Raw genomic sequence first — 18,638 nt, forward strand, 5'->3', positions numbered from 1 at the left:
TTCCTCACTTCTCCGTTCGGGGTGCGGTGATCTCCGGTTCGGCGTCGTCGCGGCCGAGGAGGGTGATGGAGCCGGACACCGTGTTGACCGTGAGCCGCCCCGAGCCGTCCCCGAGCTTGCCGGCGATGCTGCGCGCGACGGGCCGCTCCTGCCGGCCGAGCTCGGGGAAGGACGTCTCGATCCGCCCGGCGGCCGAGTTCAGCGTGACGTGCGCGCCGGCGGACTCGGGGATGCGCAGCGCGACCTCGCCGGAGACCGTGTTGACGTCGACCCTGCTGTCGCCGGTCAGGCTGACGTCGGCGGCGATGCGGCCGCTGACCGCCCGCGCCGCCAGATGGTCGATGGACCCGCCGGCCAGGGACAGGTCGCCGGACACGGAGGTGAACGACACCGTCCCGTCCAGGCCCTGCGCCTCGATCGCGCCGGAGACGGTGTTGGCGTCGATCGCGCCGGCCACCTCGTCGAGCGTGACGTCGCCGGAGGCGCTCTTGATGGACGTGCGGGCCGTCATGCCGGTCACGACGGCGTCCGCCGACACCAGGTTCAGGGTGACCGGGCAGTCGTGCGGGACGGTCACGGTGATGGACGCGCGGCATCGCTGCGTGCGCAGCCAGCTCAGCACGTTCTCCCACAGCTTCTCGTGGGTGACGGTGAGCATGCCGGCCTCATGGGTGATCACCAGGGGCGGGCCCTCGACGTCGCCGATCATGATGGACGGCCGCTCGTCGGAGGCGAGCACCGAGATGTTCCCCGCGATCAGGGTGGCCCGCAGCGCGACCGCTCCGTCGAAGTCGAGGGTGGTCGGTTCGTCGATCGTCCAGCGCGACATAGGGATCTGCCCCTTCGTCCGAGCGTCCTCTGACCAGTAAACACGATATGTCGCGTTCTTGAAAAGTCAAGATGTATCGCGTTTCTGGGCGTCGGTCAATCGTCGTCCTCGTCGTCGTCCAGCCGGGCGAGCCAGGTGGCCAGCCGCTCGACGGGCGTCTCGAACTCGGGGTTGAGGTCCACGAACTCGCGCAGCCGCTCCGCCAGCCACGTCAGGCTGACCTCCTCCTCGCCGCGCCGGTCCGTCAGCTCCTCGATGCCCCGATCGGTGAAGTACATGGCCTGGTTCCACTCTCTGCGATGCCGGCCGCGGACGGCCGAAGGCCCCGGCGCAGCGCACCGGAGCCCTCGGGTCCACGTCGTTCCAGATACCTGATTTCCGAAGCGCGGGGTCGGCCCCCGGCCCCGCCTACCCCTGCTCGCCGAACAGGCGGGCGAGGAGGGCCTCCTGCTCCGCCTGGTGCATCTTCGCCGACCCCACCGCCGGGGACGAGGACGCCGGACGCGACACCCGCGACATCCGCAGACCCTCGATGTGGTGCGACAGCTTCAGCGCCATGAACGGCCAGGCGCCCATGTTGGCCGGCTCGTCCTGGACCCACACGACCTCGGCGCCCGCCGGGTACTTCGCCAGCTCGGCCTTGATCTCGTCCACCGGCGGCGGGTACAGCCGCTCGATCCGCACGACCGCGGTGTCGTTCGCGCCCGCCGCCTCCCGGGACTTCATCACCTCGTAGTAGATCTTGCCGGTGGTCAGCAGCACCCGCCGCACGCCCGCCGGGTCGATCGCCGGGTCGCCGTCCGGGATCACCGGCCGGAACGCGCCGCCGGTGATCTCCGCGACCGGGGACGTGGCCGCCTTCAGCCGCAGCAGCGACTTCGGCGTGAACACCACCAGCGGCTTGTTGCGGCCCGACAGCACCTGCCAGCGCAGCAGATGGAAGTAGTTCGCCGGGGTCGTCGGGTACACGACCGTCATGTTGTCCTGCGCGCACAGCTGCAGGAAGCGCTCGATGCGGGCGGACGAGTGGTCGGGCCCCTGCCCCTCGTAGCCGTGCGGCAGCAGCAGCACCACACCGGAGTGCTGGCCCCACTTCTGCTCACCGGACGAGATGTACTCGTCCACGATGCTCTGGGCGCCGTTGGCGAAGTCGCCGAACTGCGCCTCCCAGCAGACCAGCGCGTCCGGGCGGGTCATGGAGTAGCCGTACTCGAAGCCCATCGCCGCGTACTCGCTGAGCAGCGAGTCGTGCACGTAGAACTTCGACACGCCCTGCCCGAACTGCTTGAGCGGCGTGTACTCCTCACCGGTCCTGCGGTCCACGAGCACCGCGTGCCGCTGGCCGAACGTCCCGCGCCGGGTGTCCTGCCCGACGAGCCGCACCGGGCGGCCGTCGATCAGCAGCGAGCCCATCGCCAGCAGCTCGCCGGTCGCCCAGTCGATCGCGTCGTCCTCGATCATCTGGGCGCGGCGCTGCAGGATCGGCTGGAGCCGCGGATGCGGGGTGAAGCCCTCCGGCAGGCTGACCTGCGACTCGATGATCCGCTTGACGGTCTCCTGCGAAATCGCCGACCCGGCCTTGCCGTGGTCGATCGGGATCCGCTCCTCGACGTCCGGCTTCACGACCGAACCCGGCTCCTGGGGCCGCTTCACGGCCTCGCGGGTCTCGGTGAAGGCCCGCTCCAGCTGCTCCTGGTAGTCGCGCAGCGCCTGCTCGGCCTCCTCGACCGTGATGTCGCCGCGGCCGATCAGCGCCTCGGTGTACAGCTTGCGCACCGACCGCTTCGCGTCGATCAGGTCGTACATCAGCGGCTGGGTGAACGAGGGGTTCTCGCCCTCGTTGTGGCCCCGGCGCCGGTAGCAGACCATGTCGATGACGACGTCCTTCTTGAACGTCTGCCGGTACTCGAACGCCAGCCGCGCCACCCGCGCGCACGCCTCCGGGTCGTCGCCGTTGACGTGGAAGATCGGCGCCTGGATCATCCGGGCGACGTCCGTGGCGTAGACGCTGGAACGCGAGTACTCGGGGGCGGTGGTGAAGCCCACCTGGTTGTTGATCACCACGTGCACGGTGCCGCCGGTGCGGTAGCCGCGCAGCTGCGACAGGTTCAGCGTCTCGGCCACCACGCCCTGCCCCGCGAACGCGGCGTCGCCGTGGAGCAGCACGGGCAGCACGCTGAAGCCGGCCTCGCCGACGTCGAGGAGGTCCTGCTTGGCGCGGACGACGCCCTCCAGCACCGGGTCGACCGTCTCCAGGTGCGACGGGTTCGCGACCAGCTCGCAGTGGATCTTGGAGCCGTCGTCGGCGACGAAGTCGCCGGACGCGCCGAGGTGGTACTTCACGTCGCCGGAGCCCTGCGCGCTGCGCGGGTCGAGGTTGCCCTCGAACTCGCCGAAGATCTGCCCGTAGGACTTGCCGACGATGTTGGCCAGCACGTTCAGCCGGCCGCGGTGCGCCATGCCGATGACGACCTCGTCCAGGCTGGCCTTCGCCGCCGCCGAGATCACCGAGTCCAGCAGCGGTATGACCGACTCGCCGCCCTCCAGCGAGAACCGCTTCTGCCCGACGAACTTCGTCTGCAGGAACGTCTCGAACGCCTCGGCGCTGTTCAGCCGGCGCAGCACGTGCAGCTGCTCCTCGCGCGACGGCTTTTCGTGCGGGACCTCCACGCGCTCCTGGATCCAGGCCCGCTCCTCCGGGTCCTGCATGTGCATGTACTCGATGCCGACCGTCCGGCAGTACGCCATCCGCAGCACGCCGAGGATCTCGCGCAGCTTCATCGTCGGCTTGCCGCCGAACCCGCCCGTCGCGAACTCGCGCTCCAGGTCCCACAGGGTGAGGCCGTGCCGGAGGATGTCCAGGTCGGGGTGGCGGCGCTGCTTGTACTCCAGCGGGTCGGTGTCGGCCATCAGGTGGCCGCGGACCCGGTAGGCGTGGATCAGCTCGTGCACGCGGGCGACCTTGGCGACGTCGTCCTCGTGGCTCGCGGAGATGTCCTTGACCCAGCGCACCGGCTCGTACGGGATGCGCAGCGCCTCGAAGATCTCGTCGTAGAACCCGTCCGCGCCGAGCAGCAGCTCGTGGATGCGGCGCAGGAAGTCACCGGACTGCGCGCCCTGGATGATGCGGTGGTCGTAGGTGGAGGTCAGCGTCATCGTCTTGCTGATCCCCATGCGCGACAGCGTCTCGCCGGACGCGCCCGCGAACTCCGCCGGGTACTCCATCGAGCCGACGCCGATGATCGTCCCCTGGCCGGCCATCAGCCGCGGCACCGAGTGCACCGTCCCGATCGTGCCCGGGTTCGTCAGGCTGATCGTGGTGCCCTGGTAGTCCTCGATGGTGAGCTTGTTGCCGCGCGCCTTGCGGACGATCTCCTCGTAGGCGGCCCAGAACTGGCGGAAGTCCAGCGTGTCGGCGGCCTTGATGCTCGGCACCACCAGCTGCCGCGACCCGTCGCTCTTCTGCAGGTCGATCGCCAGGCCGAAGTTGACGTGCTCCGGCCGGATCATCACCGGCTTCCCGTCGACCTCGGTGTAGGCGGTGTTCATCTCCGGCATCGCGGCGAGCGCCTTGACGATCGCGTACCCGATCAGGTGGGTGAACGAGACCTTGCCGCCGCGCCCGCGCTTCAGGTGGTTGTTGATGACGATGCGGTTGTCGATCAGCAACTTGGCCGGGATGGTGCGCACGCTCGTCGCGGTCGGCACGCTCAGGCTGGTCTCCATGTTGGTGACCGTCCTGGCGGCGACGCCGCGCAGCCTGACCTCCTCGGCGCCCGCCGGCACGGGCGGCGGCGCCGGCTTCTTCGCGGCCTTCTGCTCCGCCTTCGGGGCGGCCTTGGCCCCGGGCGGGGCCTTCGGGGGCTCGACCGGCTGCTGCGGTGTCGGCGGAGCGGCCGCCGTGCCGTTCGGGGCCGTGCTCTGGGAGGGGGCCTGGGGCGCCCCGGGGGACGCCGGGGTCACGGACGCGGGCCGGCTGTCCGGCTGGTAGTCCGCGAAGAAGTTCCACCAAGCCTCGTCAACCGAGCTCGGGTCTTCGAGGTACTTCTGGTACAGCTCGTCGACCAGCCACTCGTTGGCACCGAAGTCTGTCATCGTTGGGTCGGCACTAGTTTGCGACGACTCTGTCGACACGGCGGAGATCGCCCTCTTCCGCAGCTCGCAGGTAATTTCTGAGACGCATCAAGGCTACTCGTTCTTGCCCGCCCCCCACGCCAGCACGGTGAGCGCCGCGCCCGCGCCGCGCCAGTATGGCCGAACATGCCGAAGCCAGGACCGTAGCTTCGGCAGTGTTCAACAGTGCCGATCTCCTCGGACGCGCGTCACCCGCGGGGTGATCCTCAGCCGCCGATCCCGGCCTTCGACCGTCAGTGGGTGTGGGGAGCGACCGTCGGGCCTTCGCTGGCCTGGATGAGGACGAAGCCCTGGCCCTGGTAGGCGAGCTGCATGGCCTCGCCGCTGCCGCGGCCGATGAGGGCGGCCGCCTTGAAGGTGCGGTTGACGCCGACCTGGAGGCTGGTGCTCCAGGCGACGGCGGACTGGCCGTCGGCGAAGGTGGGGGCGCGGCCGCAGTCGAGCATGACCGGGGTGCCGTGGGTGGTGAGGGCGACGAAGCCGGTGCCGGTGAGGGTGGTGTTGAACAGGCCGCCCGCGGCGATGCCCGCGCCCTGGACGCGCTGGATGTCGGACTGCAGGTGCGAGTCGTAGGCGAGGATGTTGGCGCCGTTGACGGTGATGCCCTCGTTCTCGAGGTAGAACAGGTGGATGTCGTCGGCGTCGTTGGCGACGAACAGCAGGCCCTGCCCTTTGACGCGCATCAGCGGGACGCCCTCGCCGGTCAGGGCCTTCTTCATGAACTTGCCGATGCCGCCGGAGCCCTCGTAGTCGAACTCCATCTGGCCCTGGAAGGCCACCATGGAGCCCTGCCGGGCGAGGACGTCTCCGTTGAGGTGGATCCGGAGCATCTTGGAGTTCTGGAGGGCGAAGTGGCCGGGGAGCTGCTGCCCCTGGTCCATGTTTCCGAAGAACTGGCTGCGCATGGTCGGGTCGTGCCTCTCGTGGGGATTACTGGAGGATCGCCAGCATAACGATGTGACGAGGTCAGCTGTCCCGGCCGTGCGGAACGGTCCAGTCGACGAGGGGACCCTTGGGGACGACGCCCGAGGGGTTGATGTTGCGCTGCGTCACGTAGTAATGGCGCTTGATGTGGTCGAAGTTCGTGGTCTCCCCGAACGCGGGAACCGAGTACAGGTCGCGGGCGTAGGCCCACAGGTTCGGGTAGTCCGTCAGGTGGCGCACGTTGCACTTGAAGTGCGCGTAGTAGACGGCGTCGAAGCGCGCGAGCGTCGGGTAGAGCCGCACGTCGGCCTCGGTGATCTCGTCGCCGAACAGGTAGCGACGGTCCGCGAGGCGCTCTTCGAGCCGGTCGAGGGTGGCGAAGAGGGCGTCGACGGCCTCCTCGTAGGCGCCCTGCGAGGTGGCGAACCCGGACTTGTAGACCCCGTTGTTGACGGTCGTGTAGACGAGGTCGTTCAGTTCGTCGATCTCGGGGCGGAGCGCCTCCGGGTACAGGTCGGGCGCGCCCTGCCGGTCGGCCGAGCGAAGCTCGTCGTTTGATTGGTGGTGGGTGGGGGCTGGAGGACGGTGATGGGCGGTGAACTCCGTCTCCATCATCGTGGTGATGTTCGGGAAGTCGTTGGTGACCAGCCGCTTCGTCTCGGTGTCCCAGATGCACGGGACGGTGTAGCGGCCCTTGAAGGACGGGTCGGTGCCGAGGTACAGCTCGGAGAGGAACACCGCGCCGGTGACGGGGTCGTGGTCGGGGAACCGCCAGCCGCGCTCGTCCCGGATCGGGTCGACGACGGCGACGCTGATCGCGTCCTCCAGGCCGAGCAGGCGCCGCACGATCAGGCTGCGCTGCGCCCACGGGCACGCGTAGGAGACGAACAGCCGGTAGCGGCCGGGCTCGGCGGGCAGGCCGCTCGACCCGTCGGCCGTGATCCGGCCGGTGAACCGGTTCGCCTGCCGGACGAACCGTCCCCCCTCGACCTCTTGGACGCTCATGCCGCACTCCTCCCGGACGCCGATGGGCGGTTCCCAGGCCCACGATAACCGCCGGCGGCCCGGCCCGAACGGCCGTGCGGCCGCTCAGATCCGCATCCGGCCGCCGATCATCGGCAGGTCCAGGCAGGTGCGGATGCCCGGCTCGGCGGCGCAGACGACCGGGACGGAGTTGAGCGCGTGGGACGCGGCGGCGGAGATCTCGTCGGAGACCCACTGCTCGTCGGTCGCCAGGGTGAGGGAGGGCCGGCCGTCCACGCGCAGCGAGTATCCGGGGCGCCCCCACTCGTCGGACATCCGCGCGGCGTCGGCCTTGTGCACGATCTCGATGGTGATCACGGGCCGTCCGGCGGCCAGGCCGCTGAACGTCCAGCGGGCCGCCGCGACCGTGCCGCGCGGGATCGGCCCGGCGGCGGGGGCGAGGTCGGTGCGGGCGAGGCGGTGCTCCACGTCCACGTCGACCTCGTCCAGGTCGACACCGAGCCCGGCGGCGATCAGGTGCAGGCTCTCGGAGAAGACCGCCCGCATCGCGGTGCGGGTGGGCCGCAGCGCGCGCCGGTACGCCTCCTCGTCCTTCCCGAAGCCGAGCATGTGGTGGACCATCTGCCAGGACGGGTGCGGGGCGAAGTCGAAGACCTGCCGGGAGTAGACGTGGGTGATCTGCCGGGACAGCCGCGTCAGCGTCAGCGGCATGACGTCGGCCATGAACCCGCCGCTGATCCCGCTGCCGTGGATCGAGACGCCGCCGCGTTTGCAGGCCTGCTCCAGTTCGTTCGCGTAGTGCGGGCCGTGCGCCTGCGGGTAGACGAAACCGCTCAGGGACACGATGTTCTTGCCGGACGACAGCAGCGAGCAGATCAGGTCGAGTTCGGCGACCCGGTCCTGTGCCGGGCTCGGGGCGTACAGGACGCAGTCGGCGTCCAGGTCGAGGATGTCGCGGACGTCGCCTGTCGCGGTGACGCCGACGGGGTCGCGCCCGGCGAGGACGCCGGCGTCGGCGCCGGCCTTGGCGGGTGTGTGCACCCAGACGCCGGCGAGCTCCATGTCGTCGCGGTCGAGGACGCCCTTGATCACGCTGCGGCCGACCGCTCCCGTCGCCCACTGCACGACGCGGTGGGGGCGGCGGCTCGGCGTGAGCGCGGCGGCGGTGCTCATCGAGACGGGACCTCCGTTGCTCCTCGCGGCTTCGATGAGTGAACCCGTATCGGGAGGAGACTACGCCGCGACTCCGGGTGAAAAGCGGCATTCGGCGCAACTTCCTCCCATGTCCCATCGTACGCAGGACTGGCCGGGCGTCCAGGCGGGAACGAACCCCCGGGAGCCGTGGCCGAGCGGGATTCGGTTTACTGGTACCACTTGGTAACCCCCGGGTGATCGTCCGGGGTTCGCAGTCGGTGCGATGTGAGGAGACAGAGATGTCGGAACTGCGCTACGACGGCCGCGTCGCGGTCGTGACCGGGGCGGGCCACGGCCTCGGCCGCCAGCACGCGCTGGAGCTCGCCGCGCGCGGCGCCAAGGTCGTCGTCAACGACCTCGGCGGCGACCGGTCCGGAGTCGGCACCTCGGCCGGCCCCGCGCAGGAGGTCGTGGACGAGATCAAGAAGAACGGCGGCGAGGCCGTCGCCAACCCTGACAACGTCGCGACCCCCGAGGGCGCGCAGGCGATCGTCCAGACCGCGCTGGACACGTTCGGCAAGGTCGACATCGTCATCAACAACGCGGGCATCCTGCGGGACAAGTCGTTCAAGAACATGAGCCCGGAGGAGTTCGACGCGGTCATCGCCGTGCACCTGCGCGGCTCGTTCCTCGTCTCCAGCGCCGCCTGGGCGCACCTGCGCGAGAACGGCTACGGCCGGATCGTCAACACCTCGTCCCCGGCCGGCCTGTTCGGCAACTTCGGCCAGGCCAACTACGCCACCGCCAAGATGGGACTCGTCGGCTTCACCAAGACCCTCGCCCAGGAGGGCGCCAAGTACGACATCAAGGCCAACGCGATCGCCCCGGTCGCCTGGACCCGGATGACCGAGGACCTGCTGCCCGCCGACTTCGCCGACAAGCTCGGCGTCGACCAGGTCACGCCGCTCGTCGCCTACCTCGTCCACGAGGGCAACCAGGACTCCGGCGAGGTCTACACCGTGGGCGGCGGCCGCATCGCGAAGATCTTCGTGGCGGAGGGCCCCGGCTACGGGCAGAAGACGACGCTGTCGGTCGAGGACGTCCGCGACAACTGGGCGGCCATCAACGCGGCCGACCCGCTTACCGTGTTCAAGAACGTGGGCGAGCAGATGGGCCCCCTCATCCAGCAGCTCACCTCCTGAGCCGTTGAGCGGGATCAAGCTCGACCGGCGGGACGGGGTCCGCACCATCACCCTGTCCCGCCCGGAGCGGCTGAACGCGGTCGACGGCGCGCTCACCGAGGAGATGCTCGACGTCCTCAACGACCTGGCACGCGACCCCGACACCCAGGTCGTCGTGCTCACCGGCGAGGGCCGCGGGTTCTGCTCGGGAATGGACATCCAGGGCGGCGACCCGGGCGGGCAGACCTCGGAGGGCCGCGTCCAGCGGCTCTACCGGGGCATCGCGCGCGGCGGCGAGGTCACCGCGCGGCTGCGGGAGATCCCGCAGCCGGTGATCGCGGCGCTGCGCGGGCCCGTCGCGGGCATGGGCGTCTCGTGGGCGCTCGCCTGCGACCTTCGGGTCGCCGACCCCACGACCCGTTTCGTGGTGCCGTTCGTGGACCTCGGCCTGTCGGCCGGCGACTGCGGCCTGTCCTGGCTGCTGCCCCGCCTCGTCGGCCCGGCCAGGGCCGCGGAGATCTGCTACCGGGCCCAGCGCCTGGACGTGGGCCGCGCCGACGCCCTCGGCCTCATCACCGAGATCGCCCCCGAGGGCGGGGACGTGGAGTCGGCGCAGGCCCTCGCCGACGAGCTTCTCACCAGGTCCCCGTACGGGCTGCGCCGCACGAAGGAGCTGCTGAACGCGTCACTGGACGTGCCGGGGCTCCGGCGGCAGCTCATGGCGGAGACCGCCGTCCAGACCCTCGCCTTCTTCAGCGAGGACCTGGCCGAGGGCATGACCGCCACCCTCCAGAAACGCCCACCCGAGTTCAAGAACCGCTGAGTCCGTACGCCCAGGGGGCCCGCGCCCCCTGGGCTACTCGGACAGGGCCAGCGAGAGCGCCTCGACGTAGCGGAGCGCGGCGAGCCTGGCCAGCGCCGGGTGGGCGCCCAGGGGAGCCGAGTGGGCGGAGCCCACGACGGCCGCCGCGTGCGCGACCAGGGCTCCCTCCGGCTCGGCGCCGATCAGGTGCGGGGCGACGGCGATGGACGTGGCGCCGGCAGCGCGCAGCTGCTCCGCGGCCGCCTTGACGGACGCCTCGTCGTTCAGCGAGGCGGTGAAGACGGGGGCCGCGAGCCGGGAGGCCAGGAGCACGCCGGTGACCTCGGCCTGCCGCACGGCCGTGGCGTTCCCCGGTGTGGCCACGATGACGCCGGACGCGGCGGTCACCATCGTCATCAGCCTGATCCGGTCGGCGCGGGCGAGGCCGGCGTCGGCGAGCCGGTCGTGCAGCGCCTCGGCGATGAGCGGGTGCGGGCCGAGCGGCTCGGCGGCGACGACCCGCACCGGGGCGGCCGCCACCGCGGCGTGGACGGCCGCGTCCAGCGCCGGGTCGGGCCCGGTGGACAGCGGGACGACCACGGCGGCGAGCCGGTCCTCCTCCTGGCGCAGCCCGGCGAGGACCGCGGGCAGGCTCGCCTCGTCGCCCTCCAGATGCGCGATGTGGGCGGGCTGGCCGGTGTGCTCGATCTCGACGAGCCGAGCGAGCTCGGCGGCGATCTCGGTACCGGCCCGCCGGGCGGGGCCGGGAACGGCCAGGATGAGCGTGGGGGATCCGTGCGGCAGCAGGAAGGACTCGTCGCCGCGGTGCCGGCCGCCGCGGGGTGCGCGGCGCCGTCGCGACGGAAGTGCCTCGGATGCCTGGCTTTCGGGACTCACGGCGGGCATCGTAACGTCCCGCGGCCCGGAAGTCGGCCTCCCGGCCCCGCCGGACGTGTTCGGCGGCCCGGTGCGGGCGCCCTCGTTCCAGCCGCCGTCGTTGCCTGTATGAATCGTGGATCTCCTTCCCGTGCCGGCCGCGACGCGAGCGGTGGGTGAAGCAGCACAGTATGGCGCAACCACCCCCCGGCAACAGGGGGAAATGAAGTAAATTGTCCGGATTTGCCGCTATCTCTTTGTGGAGTTCGGCGTCCCCGGTGCGCCTGAGCGCATAGCCGCAGGTGACACGGAATGGCGGCAATACGTCCGAAAGGCGCCAAAGGGGTTGCGGGCCGGTCGCGCACCGCCTTTATGATCCAGGGATCCTCCGCGCCGGAACGTTCGAGGTCACATGGAATCCGTTTCATCCAGGGGGGACACCCCCCGGGACACCGCGGCGAAGACCGATGCGCGCCACGGCCCGCCCGGCCGCCCGGCCGAGCCCGCCGGCCGCCGGCGCACGCCCTCGACCCGCACGCGCTCGATCCGCACGAAGGTCGCCGCGCTGCTCCTGGTGCCACTGCTGTCCCTGGTCACGCTGTGGGGATACGCCGCCAACGTCACCGGACGCGACGCGCTCGCCCAGCGCAACTACCACACGCTCGACCGCAAGTTCGCGCCGAGCGGCCAGGGCGTCCTGGTCGAGCTGGGCAAGGAGCGCCAGGCGTCCGCCGTGTTCCTCAGCACCCCGCGTTCCAAGGCGCCGTCGACGCCCAACGCGCTCGTGCTGCAGCGCAACCGCGTGGACGACGCCATCGCCCACTTCCGCCGCGAGGCGACCTCCGAGGCCGCCCGCGGCGCCACCACCGAAGAGATGGAGGAACGCGTCTCCGACGTCCTGGAGGCGCTCGGCGGGCTCCCCGGGCTCCGCACCACGGTCGACGACCGGTCCATCGAGCGGCTGACCGCCATCAACAGCTACAGCACGATGGTCGACGACATGCACCGGCTGTACGACGGCCTCGTCGTCATCGACGACTCCGAGCTCTACAACTGGACGCTGTCCACCCGGCACGCCGGCCGCGCCATGGAACTGCTGCAGCGCGAGAACGCGCTGATCGCCTCCGCCCTCGTCACCGGCGGCCGGATGACGGCGGCCGAGCACCGGCTGTTCGTGGAGATGGTGGGCGAGCAGCGCTGGCAGTGGATCAAGCAGCGCTCGCTGCTCGACCCGGAGATCTACGCGACCGGGACGGCGCAGGTCTTCGCCTCCCCCCAGTACCAGAGCTTCCGGGAGATCGAGGACCGGATCGCCGACGCCGACCCGCGCGAGCCGCTGCCCGTCGGAGCGCAGGAGTGGCGGCGCACCGCGGAGCCGCTGGTGCTGGCCGTCAACGAGATGGTGCTCGGCAACTCCAAGCGCGCGGGCGAGCACGCCGACGACCTCGGCCGGGCCGCCTACATCAGGCTCGGCGTCGTCGGCGGCCTCGGCCTGCTGGCGATCCTCGTCTCGGTGCTGCTGTCACTGCGGTTCGCGCGCGGGTTCGTCCGCGAGCTGGTCGGGCTGCGCGGCTCCGCGGAGGAACTGGCCGACCGCCGGCTGCCCGGCCTCGTCGACCGGCTCAGCCGCAACGAGAGCGTGGACGTCGACGCGGAGGCGCCGCCTCTGGCCGCAGGCCGCACCACCGAGGTCGCCCGGCTCGCCGAGTCGTTCTCCAAGGTGCAGCGCACCGCCGTCGACGCGGCCGTCGGACAGGCCGAGCTGCGGGCCGGCGTCAGCCGCATCTTCCTCAACATCGCCCGCCGCAACCAGTCGCTGCTGCACCGCCAGCTGACGATGCTGGACGGCCTGGAGAGCCGCGCCGAGGCCGATGACCTGGAGGACCTGTTCCGGATCGACCACCTCACCACCCGCATGCGGCGGCACGCGGAGAGCCTGATCATCCTGTCCGGCGCCACGCCCGGACGCGGCTGGCGCCATCCGGTCCGCTTCGCCGACGTGCTGCGCGCCGCCGTCTCGGAGATCGAGGACTACACCCGCGCGACCGTCCTCACCGAGTCCGAGGACGGCCTGGTCGGCGCGGCCGTCACCGACGTCGTCCACCTGCTGGCCGAACTGCTGGAGAACGCCGCGTCGTTCTCCCCGCCCAACACCGAGGTCCGGGTGATGGCCGAGCGCGTCGGCAACGGGTTCGCCGTCGAGATCGAGGACCGCGGCCTCGGCGTCCGGCCCGGGCTGCTGGAGGAGGCCAACCGGCGGCTCGCCGAGCCGCCCGAGTACGACCTGGTCGACACCGACCAGCTCGGGCTGTTCGTCGTCGCGCGGCTGGCGGCCCGGCACGACATCTCGGTGTCGCTGCAGCGGTCCCCGTACGGCGGCGTGACGGCGATCGTGCTGCTGCCGCACGAGCTCGTGGTGCCCGCGGAGCACATGGCGGCGGGCATGCTGGCGCCGGCGCCCGAATCCGGCGAGGACGGCGCGCACGAGGGCGCTGCGGACCCGGCGGCGAGCGGTGAGACGCCCGCCGGCCGGGGACGCGAGCCGATGCTGGTGCCCGCGCCGCGATCCGACGCGGTCGTCCCGCTGCGCGAGGCCGAGACGACCGGACGGTTCGCGTCCCTGCCCGCGGACGAGCCGCACCGGCGGCGGCAGCGCGCACAGGACGCCGGCGACCTCGAGGCCCCGCCCGTCCTCCCGGAACTCGCCGGGCCCGCGACGCCGTGGGGTCTGCCCGAGCACACCGCGCCCGCCCGGTCCGGCCCGTCCCCGAACCCGTGGTCGGACGACGCCGTCCCGGTGCCCCGGGACGAGCCCCCGGGGCCGTCCGGTGAGGCCGCGCGTTTCGAGGTCGCGGCGGACGACATCGTGGACGCGGAAGAGGTCGTCGACGCCGACGAGATCGTGGACGCCGACGAGGTGGTGGACGCGGACGCCCGGGACGACTGGCAGCCCGCCGGAACCCACGCGGGCCTGCCCCGGAGGGTGCGGCAGGAGAACCTGGCTCCCCAACTGCGCAAGAGACCCCCGCCACCCCCGCCGAGCGTCGGCGGAGGCGCGTCCGGGGGCATCGCACGCTCGCCCGAGGAGGCACGTTCGCTGATGGCATCGATACAACAGGGATGGCGGCGCGGACGCGCGTCGGACGTGGGCGACGAGGGGACGCGATGATGCACAACACCGTGACCGGCGAGCTGAACTGGCTGCTCAACGACTTCGCCGAGCGGGTGACGGCGGTGCGGCAGGCGGTGATCCTGTCCCGGGACGGCCTGGCGATCGCCGCGTCCACCGAACTCGGCCGCGAGGACGCCGAGCACCTGTCCGCGCTGGCCTCCGGCGTGCAGAGCCTCGCGCGCGGCGCGGGCCGGCACTTCGCCGGCGGGAACGTCCGCCAGACCATCATCGAGATGGACGCGCTGCTGCTGTTCGTGACCGCCGCCGGCGACGGCACCTGCCTCGCGGTGCTCGCCGAGGCGGAGGCCGACGCCGGGCTCGTCGCCTACGAGATGGCGGTGCTGGTCAAGCGGGTCGGCCAGCATCTGCAGGCGAACCCCAGATTCGGAGCCCACCACGAAACGGCGGGTGAGGGCTTCGGGGGCGGCGGAGGGTCCTCGCCGCGAGGTCTGTGACCGATGTCCGCGTCGGCAGAGCGGTGGCTGGACCGGGAGGCCGGTCCGGTCGTGCGTCCGTACGCCATGACCCGGGGACGGACCCGTCCCGAGGGTGCGGGCTTCGAGCTGATCGCGGTCGTGGCCGCCACCGGCACCCCGCCGGGCGACCGGCTGCGCTACAGCCCCGACCACGCGCGGGTGCTGCGCGGCTGCGCGCGTCCCGTCCCGGTGGTCGACCTGTCGGCCGACCTCGGCCTGCCCATCGGCGTCGTCCGGGTCCTGCTCGGCGACCTGCGGGACGAGGGCCTGATCACCGTGGTCGCCGCGGTGGAGCCCGCACAGGGCCGCCGTCCCCCGAGCGGAGTGCTGAGGGAGGTGCTCAATGGCCTACGCGCCCTCTGAGGAGACCGGCATGAGCGCGCGTCCCCTCGTCACGACGAAGATCCTCATCGCCGGCGGGTTCGGCGTCGGCAAGACCACGATGGTCGGCTCGATCAGCGAGATCCGGCCGCTGCACACCGAGGAGCCGCTGACCGACCGCGGCGTCGGCGTCGACGACGTGGCCGGCGTGGGCGCCAAATCGACCACGACCGTCGCGATGGACTTCGGGCGGATCACCCTGTCGGAGCAGCTGCTCCTCTACCTGTTCGGCACCCCCGGACAGGAGCGGTTCTGGTTCATGTGGGACGAGCTGGCGGCGGGCGCGATCGGCGCGGTCGTCCTGGCGGACACGCGGCGGCTGACCGGCTGCTTCCCCGCCATCGACTACTTCGAGCGGCGCGGCGTCCCGTTCGTCGTGGCGGTCAACTGCTTCGACGGCCACCGCACGCACCGGGCCGAGGACGTCGCGATCGCGCTCGACCTGGACCCCGGCGTCCCGGTGCTGCTGTGCGACGTCCGGCGCCGCGAATCGTCCAAGCATGTTCTGGTCGCGCTGATGGAGCATGTCCTGAGCTGGCCGGACCCGCAGGAGGGGCAGGATGGCGCGCGACCGCCGGACCGCCGGGAACCCGCGACGTAGTAGGCTCCCGCACACCCCCGTACACCACGCATCGGGAGGTTTCCCCCGCATGTTCCGCCCCCGAGCGCCGAAGCTGTGATGGCCCCCCGTTTCTCCTCCATCCGGGCGAGGATCACCCTGCTGGTCCTCGTGCCGCTGCTGGCACTGGCCTCGCTGTGGGTGTTCGTCACCAGCATCACCTACGGCGACGCGCACCAGCTCCTGCAGAGCCGGACCTTCCAGCAGAACGCCGTGCTGCCCACCCAGCGGCTCATCGACGGCCTGCAGAAGGAGCGGCGCCTGTCGATGGCCATGCTCGGCGGCGCCCGGCCGGTGGATCCCGGAGCGATGCGGACGCAGCGGCAGGCCACCGACAAGGCGGCCAGGGAGGTCCGCGCGGGCAGCCGCGACGAGGGCATGCGGGACGCGATCCTGCCCGAGGTCGTCGTCCGGATGGACGGGCTCGTCGACAAGCTCGGCGGCCTCGGGGAGCTGCGCCGCAGCGTGGACCGGCGGGCCGCCGGCCGCGCGCACGTGCTGGGCGAGTACAACGCCCTGATCGACGCCGGCTTCGCGATGTACAGCGCGACCACGCCGGCGGAGGGATCCATCACCGCCCGCGCCCGCACGCTCACCTCGTTCGGCCGCGCCCGCGAGTACCTGGCGCGCGAGGACGCCCTGCTGACCGGGGCGCTCGCCGCGGGACGCATCACCGCCGCCGAACGCACCCAGTTCGCCAAGCTCGTCGGGGCGCACCACACGATCCACGCGGACAACGCGCGCGAGCTGCCCGCCGAGCACCACGCCCACTACGAGCGGCTCATGGCGTCGCCGCCGTTCAGCCGGCTGATGATGCTGGAGAACCAGGTCATCAACGGCGCCGTGCCGCCGGCGGCCGCGCAGCGCCGGGCCGGCTCGCCGGACGGGACGGCGGGAAGCGGCACCCGGCCGACGCGGCCGGGGCAGGCCGGCGCGCGCGAGGCGCCCGTCATCGAGGCCGCCGACTGGCGGTCCGTCGCCGACACCGTCAACGGCCGGCTCTTCGACCTGGAGAACGAGGTCCTCGACGACGTCACCGAACACGCCCAGGGCATCGCGGTCGGCACCTTCACGCGGCTCGCCCTCGCCGGCGGTCTCGGGCTGCTCGCGATCCTGCTGTCGTCCTTCTTCGCGGTCCGGGTCTCCCGGCGGCTGGTGCGCGAATGCCGCGCGCTCGCCGGCGGCGTGGTCGACTTCACCCACCGGCGGCTGCCGAAGCTGGCCGAGGACATCCGCGCCGGGCGGGCCGCCGAACCCGAGCCGCCGCCCGGGGCCGACTACCGCATCAACGAGATCCGGCAGATCGCCGCGTCGTTCGACCGCGCCCGCGACGCCGTCGTCAGGGCGGCCGAGGGCGAGGTCGCGGCCCGGCGCGGCATCAGCGAGGTGTTCGTCAACCTCGCGCGCCGCAACCAGGCGCTGCTGCACCGCCAGCTCAGCCTGCTGGACACCATGGAACGCCGCACCGAGGACCCGTCGGAGCTGTCGGACCTGTTCCGGCTCGACCACCTCGCCACCCGCATGCGGCGGCACGCCGAGGGCCTGGTGATCCTCGCCGGCAAGACGGCCGGCCGCGGCTGGCGCCGCCCGGTGCCGCTGGTGGACGTGGTCCGCGGCGCCGTCGCCGAGGTCGAGGACTACCCGCGCGTCAGAGTGCAGCCGCTGCCGCGCGTCGCGCTGCTCGGCTCGGCCGTCGCCGACGTCATCCACCTGCTCGCCGAGATCGTGGAGAACGCCACGACGTTCTCGCCGCCGCAGTCGCCGGTGCGGGTCAGCGGCCAGCCGGTCGCCAACGGCTTCGCGATCGAGGTCGAGGACCGCGGGCTCGGGATGACCGAGGAGGCGCTGCGCGTCGCCAACGCGCGGCTCGCCCATCCGCCCGAGTTCGACCCGTCCGACAGTGCCCAGCTCGGGCTGTTCGTCGTGGCGCGGCTGGCCGAGCGGCACGGCATCCACGTCACGCTCCGCCAGTCCCCGTACGGGGGGACGACCGCGATCGCGCTGATCCCCGGCTCGCTCATCGTGGACGGCGCCGAGCCCGAACCGGCCGCGCGCCGTGTCACCGGGCCCATGCAGACCCTGCCGGGCCCGGCGGTGGCGCTGTCGGCGCCCGCGCGCCCGGCGGTCGAGTCTGGCGGTGCCGGGGCGCGCAGGGCCGACCCGGGCGGCGTCGTGCGGCTGGTCGAGGCCGAGGCCGAGCACGTCGCGCCCGATCCCGTTCCGCCGGCCCCCCGGCCCGAGCCCGCGCCCGCCGAGGCGAGTGCCGAGGCCCCGCCGGAGCCCGCGTCGCAGGATCCCGGTGGACTTCCCAAGCGCAGGCGGCAGCAGCATCTGGCGCCCCAGCTCAAGAGGCGAGTGGACGAGCACCTCGCCGCCCAGGGCCGGCCTCCGCCCGTGGACCCCGAGCCGCCGGCGGAGCCCGCCGGCCCGCCGCCCGCGCCGGAACCGGCCGGGATGCCGCTCGCCGCACCCGTGCCGACGGACCCCGTCCCGACGGACGCCGCGCCGGCGGACGCCGGGCCGATGGACGCCGCGCCGGCGGACGACGCGCGCTCACCCGAGACGATGGCATCGATGATGTCCGCCATGCAGCGTGGATGGCAGCGTGGCAGGCAGGACGCGGCCGACGCCGAGGCGGAGGCCGCGCGGAACCCAGCCGACCAGGAGGACGACACCCCATGACACAAGCCCAGTACCCCGGCGCGGAGGTTCCGGGCGGAGCCGGCGGTGAGCTGAACTGGCTGCTCGACGGCCTCGTCCAGCGGGTCGCCCCGGTGCAGAACGCGGTGGTGCTGTCGAGCGACGGACTGCGGATGGCCTCGTCCAGCGGACTGGCCCGCGAGGAGTCCGACCATCTGGCCGCCGTGGCCGCCAGCTTCCAGAGCCTCGCGCGCGGGGCGGGGGAGTCGTTCGGCGGCGGGCCGGTGCGGCAGACGATCGTGGAGATGGAGTCGTCGTTCCTGTTCGTCACCGCCGCCGGGCACGGCGCCTGCCTGGCCGTCCTCGCCTCCGCCGACGCCGACCTCGGCGTCATCGCCTACGAGATGGCGATGCTGGTCACCCGCGTCGGGCAGCACCTGTCGGCCAACCCGCGGGTCGCCGCGGCCAAGCCCGGCGGCGGCTGAG

General features: G+C 72.2%; 15 protein-coding genes. 8 read left to right on the forward strand and 7 right to left on the reverse strand.

The window, feature by feature from the left end:
• Nucleotides 1-4: 4 nt before the first annotated feature.
• The 6 genes from AB0C35_RS14320 to AB0C35_RS14345 all read right to left on the reverse strand — a co-directional run bounded on the left by AB0C35_RS14320 (nt 5) and on the right by AB0C35_RS14345 (nt 8,044).
• Nucleotides 5-829 (reverse strand): DUF4097 family beta strand repeat-containing protein, encoded by an 825-nt coding sequence (locus AB0C35_RS14320; RefSeq protein WP_358454839.1) that lies wholly within the window; start codon nt 827-829, stop codon nt 5-7.
• Nucleotides 830-924: 95 nt separating this feature from the next.
• Nucleotides 925-1,107: a DUF6104 family protein gene (locus AB0C35_RS14325; protein ID WP_358454842.1), complete on the reverse strand. Its 183-nt coding sequence runs from the start codon at nt 1,105-1,107 to the stop codon at nt 925-927.
• Between the two features lie 130 nt (nt 1,108-1,237).
• Nucleotides 1,238-4,963: a multifunctional oxoglutarate decarboxylase/oxoglutarate dehydrogenase thiamine pyrophosphate-binding subunit/dihydrolipoyllysine-residue succinyltransferase subunit gene (locus AB0C35_RS14330; protein WP_358454845.1), complete on the reverse strand. Its 3,726-nt coding sequence runs from the start codon at nt 4,961-4,963 to the stop codon at nt 1,238-1,240.
• 233 nt (nt 4,964-5,196) lie between these two features.
• Nucleotides 5,197-5,868 (reverse strand): AIM24 family protein, encoded by a 672-nt coding sequence (locus AB0C35_RS14335; RefSeq protein ID WP_358454847.1) that lies wholly within the window; start codon nt 5,866-5,868, stop codon nt 5,197-5,199.
• A 61-nt stretch (nt 5,869-5,929) separates the two neighbouring features.
• Nucleotides 5,930-6,892 carry a glutathione S-transferase family protein gene (locus tag AB0C35_RS14340; protein WP_358454850.1) on the reverse strand — a complete coding sequence of 321 codons (963 nt, stop codon included), beginning with the start codon at nt 6,890-6,892 and terminating at the stop codon, nt 5,930-5,932.
• A gap of 84 nt (nt 6,893-6,976) precedes the next feature.
• Nucleotides 6,977-8,044, reverse strand: a complete 1,068-nt coding sequence (locus tag AB0C35_RS14345) for a dihydrodipicolinate reductase (protein WP_358454852.1) — start codon at nt 8,042-8,044, stop codon at nt 6,977-6,979.
• Between the two features lie 260 nt (nt 8,045-8,304).
• Between AB0C35_RS14345 and AB0C35_RS14350 the strand changes: the two genes are divergently transcribed.
• Both AB0C35_RS14350 and AB0C35_RS14355 read left to right on the forward strand, forming a co-directional pair.
• On the forward strand, nt 8,305-9,207 hold the full coding sequence (locus tag AB0C35_RS14350) for an SDR family oxidoreductase (RefSeq protein WP_358454854.1): 903 nt from the start codon (nt 8,305-8,307) through the stop codon (nt 9,205-9,207).
• A 4-nt stretch (nt 9,208-9,211) separates the two neighbouring features.
• Nucleotides 9,212-10,009 (forward strand): enoyl-CoA hydratase-related protein, encoded by a 798-nt coding sequence (locus AB0C35_RS14355; RefSeq protein ID WP_358454856.1) that lies wholly within the window; start codon nt 9,212-9,214, stop codon nt 10,007-10,009.
• Between the two features lie 33 nt (nt 10,010-10,042).
• Here the strand turns inward: AB0C35_RS14355 and AB0C35_RS14360 are convergent, their stop codons facing one another.
• Nucleotides 10,043-10,885 (reverse strand): CbiX/SirB N-terminal domain-containing protein, encoded by an 843-nt coding sequence (locus AB0C35_RS14360; protein ID WP_358454858.1) that lies wholly within the window; start codon nt 10,883-10,885, stop codon nt 10,043-10,045.
• A 391-nt stretch (nt 10,886-11,276) separates the two neighbouring features.
• Between AB0C35_RS14360 and AB0C35_RS14365 the strand changes: the two genes are divergently transcribed.
• The 6 genes from AB0C35_RS14365 to AB0C35_RS14390 all read left to right on the forward strand — a co-directional run bounded on the left by AB0C35_RS14365 (nt 11,277) and on the right by AB0C35_RS14390 (nt 18,637).
• Nucleotides 11,277-14,033, forward strand: a complete 2,757-nt coding sequence (locus AB0C35_RS14365) for a nitrate- and nitrite sensing domain-containing protein (protein ID WP_358454860.1) — start codon at nt 11,277-11,279, stop codon at nt 14,031-14,033.
• On the forward strand, nt 14,033-14,491 hold the full coding sequence (locus AB0C35_RS14370; protein WP_358455079.1) for a roadblock/LC7 domain-containing protein: 459 nt from the start codon (nt 14,033-14,035) through the stop codon (nt 14,489-14,491). Before AB0C35_RS14365 ends, AB0C35_RS14370 begins: the two co-directional genes overlap by 1 nt.
• A gap of 3 nt (nt 14,492-14,494) precedes the next feature.
• On the forward strand, nt 14,495-14,875 hold the full coding sequence (locus tag AB0C35_RS14375) for a DUF742 domain-containing protein (RefSeq protein WP_358454862.1): 381 nt from the start codon (nt 14,495-14,497) through the stop codon (nt 14,873-14,875).
• 10 nt (nt 14,876-14,885) lie between these two features.
• Nucleotides 14,886-15,494: an ATP/GTP-binding protein gene (locus AB0C35_RS14380; protein WP_358454864.1), complete on the forward strand. Its 609-nt coding sequence runs from the start codon at nt 14,886-14,888 to the stop codon at nt 15,492-15,494.
• A gap of 78 nt (nt 15,495-15,572) precedes the next feature.
• A complete protein-coding gene (locus AB0C35_RS14385) occupies nt 15,573-18,194 on the forward strand; it encodes a nitrate- and nitrite sensing domain-containing protein (RefSeq protein WP_358454866.1) in 2,622 nt (873 codons plus the stop codon).
• Nucleotides 18,191-18,637, forward strand: coding sequence for a roadblock/LC7 domain-containing protein (locus AB0C35_RS14390; RefSeq protein WP_358454868.1), 447 nt, complete (start codon nt 18,191-18,193; stop codon nt 18,635-18,637). Before AB0C35_RS14385 ends, AB0C35_RS14390 begins: the two co-directional genes overlap by 4 nt.
• The last annotated feature ends 1 nt before the right edge of the window (nt 18,638 follow it).

The organism is Spirillospora sp. NPDC048819, from assembly GCF_040650055.1.
Lineage (GTDB): Bacteria > Actinomycetota > Actinomycetes > Streptosporangiales > Streptosporangiaceae > Spirillospora.

What these genes read in the sequence shown, in the direction of transcription:
- AB0C35_RS14370 (WP_358455079.1), top strand. Translation starts at nt 14,033, where the DNA reads ATGCACAACACCGTGACCGGCGAGCTGAACTGGCTGCTCAACGACTTC.
- AB0C35_RS14340 (WP_358454850.1), bottom strand. Translation starts at nt 6,892, where the DNA reads ATGAGCGTCCAAGAGGTCGAGGGGGGACGGTTCGTCCGGCAGGCGAAC.
- AB0C35_RS14390 (WP_358454868.1), top strand. Translation starts at nt 18,191, where the DNA reads ATGACACAAGCCCAGTACCCCGGCGCGGAGGTTCCGGGCGGAGCCGGC.
- AB0C35_RS14335 (WP_358454847.1), bottom strand. Translation starts at nt 5,868, where the DNA reads ATGCGCAGCCAGTTCTTCGGAAACATGGACCAGGGGCAGCAGCTCCCC.
- AB0C35_RS14345 (WP_358454852.1), bottom strand. Translation starts at nt 8,044, where the DNA reads ATGAGCACCGCCGCCGCGCTCACGCCGAGCCGCCGCCCCCACCGCGTC.
- AB0C35_RS14380 (WP_358454864.1), top strand. Translation starts at nt 14,886, where the DNA reads ATGAGCGCGCGTCCCCTCGTCACGACGAAGATCCTCATCGCCGGCGGG.
- AB0C35_RS14365 (WP_358454860.1), top strand. Translation starts at nt 11,277, where the DNA reads ATGGAATCCGTTTCATCCAGGGGGGACACCCCCCGGGACACCGCGGCG.
- AB0C35_RS14385 (WP_358454866.1), top strand. Translation starts at nt 15,573, where the DNA reads ATGGCCCCCCGTTTCTCCTCCATCCGGGCGAGGATCACCCTGCTGGTC.
- AB0C35_RS14325 (WP_358454842.1), bottom strand. Translation starts at nt 1,107, where the DNA reads ATGTACTTCACCGATCGGGGCATCGAGGAGCTGACGGACCGGCGCGGC.
- AB0C35_RS14350 (WP_358454854.1), top strand. Translation starts at nt 8,305, where the DNA reads ATGTCGGAACTGCGCTACGACGGCCGCGTCGCGGTCGTGACCGGGGCG.
- AB0C35_RS14320 (WP_358454839.1), bottom strand. Translation starts at nt 829, where the DNA reads ATGTCGCGCTGGACGATCGACGAACCGACCACCCTCGACTTCGACGGA.
- AB0C35_RS14375 (WP_358454862.1), top strand. Translation starts at nt 14,495, where the DNA reads ATGTCCGCGTCGGCAGAGCGGTGGCTGGACCGGGAGGCCGGTCCGGTC.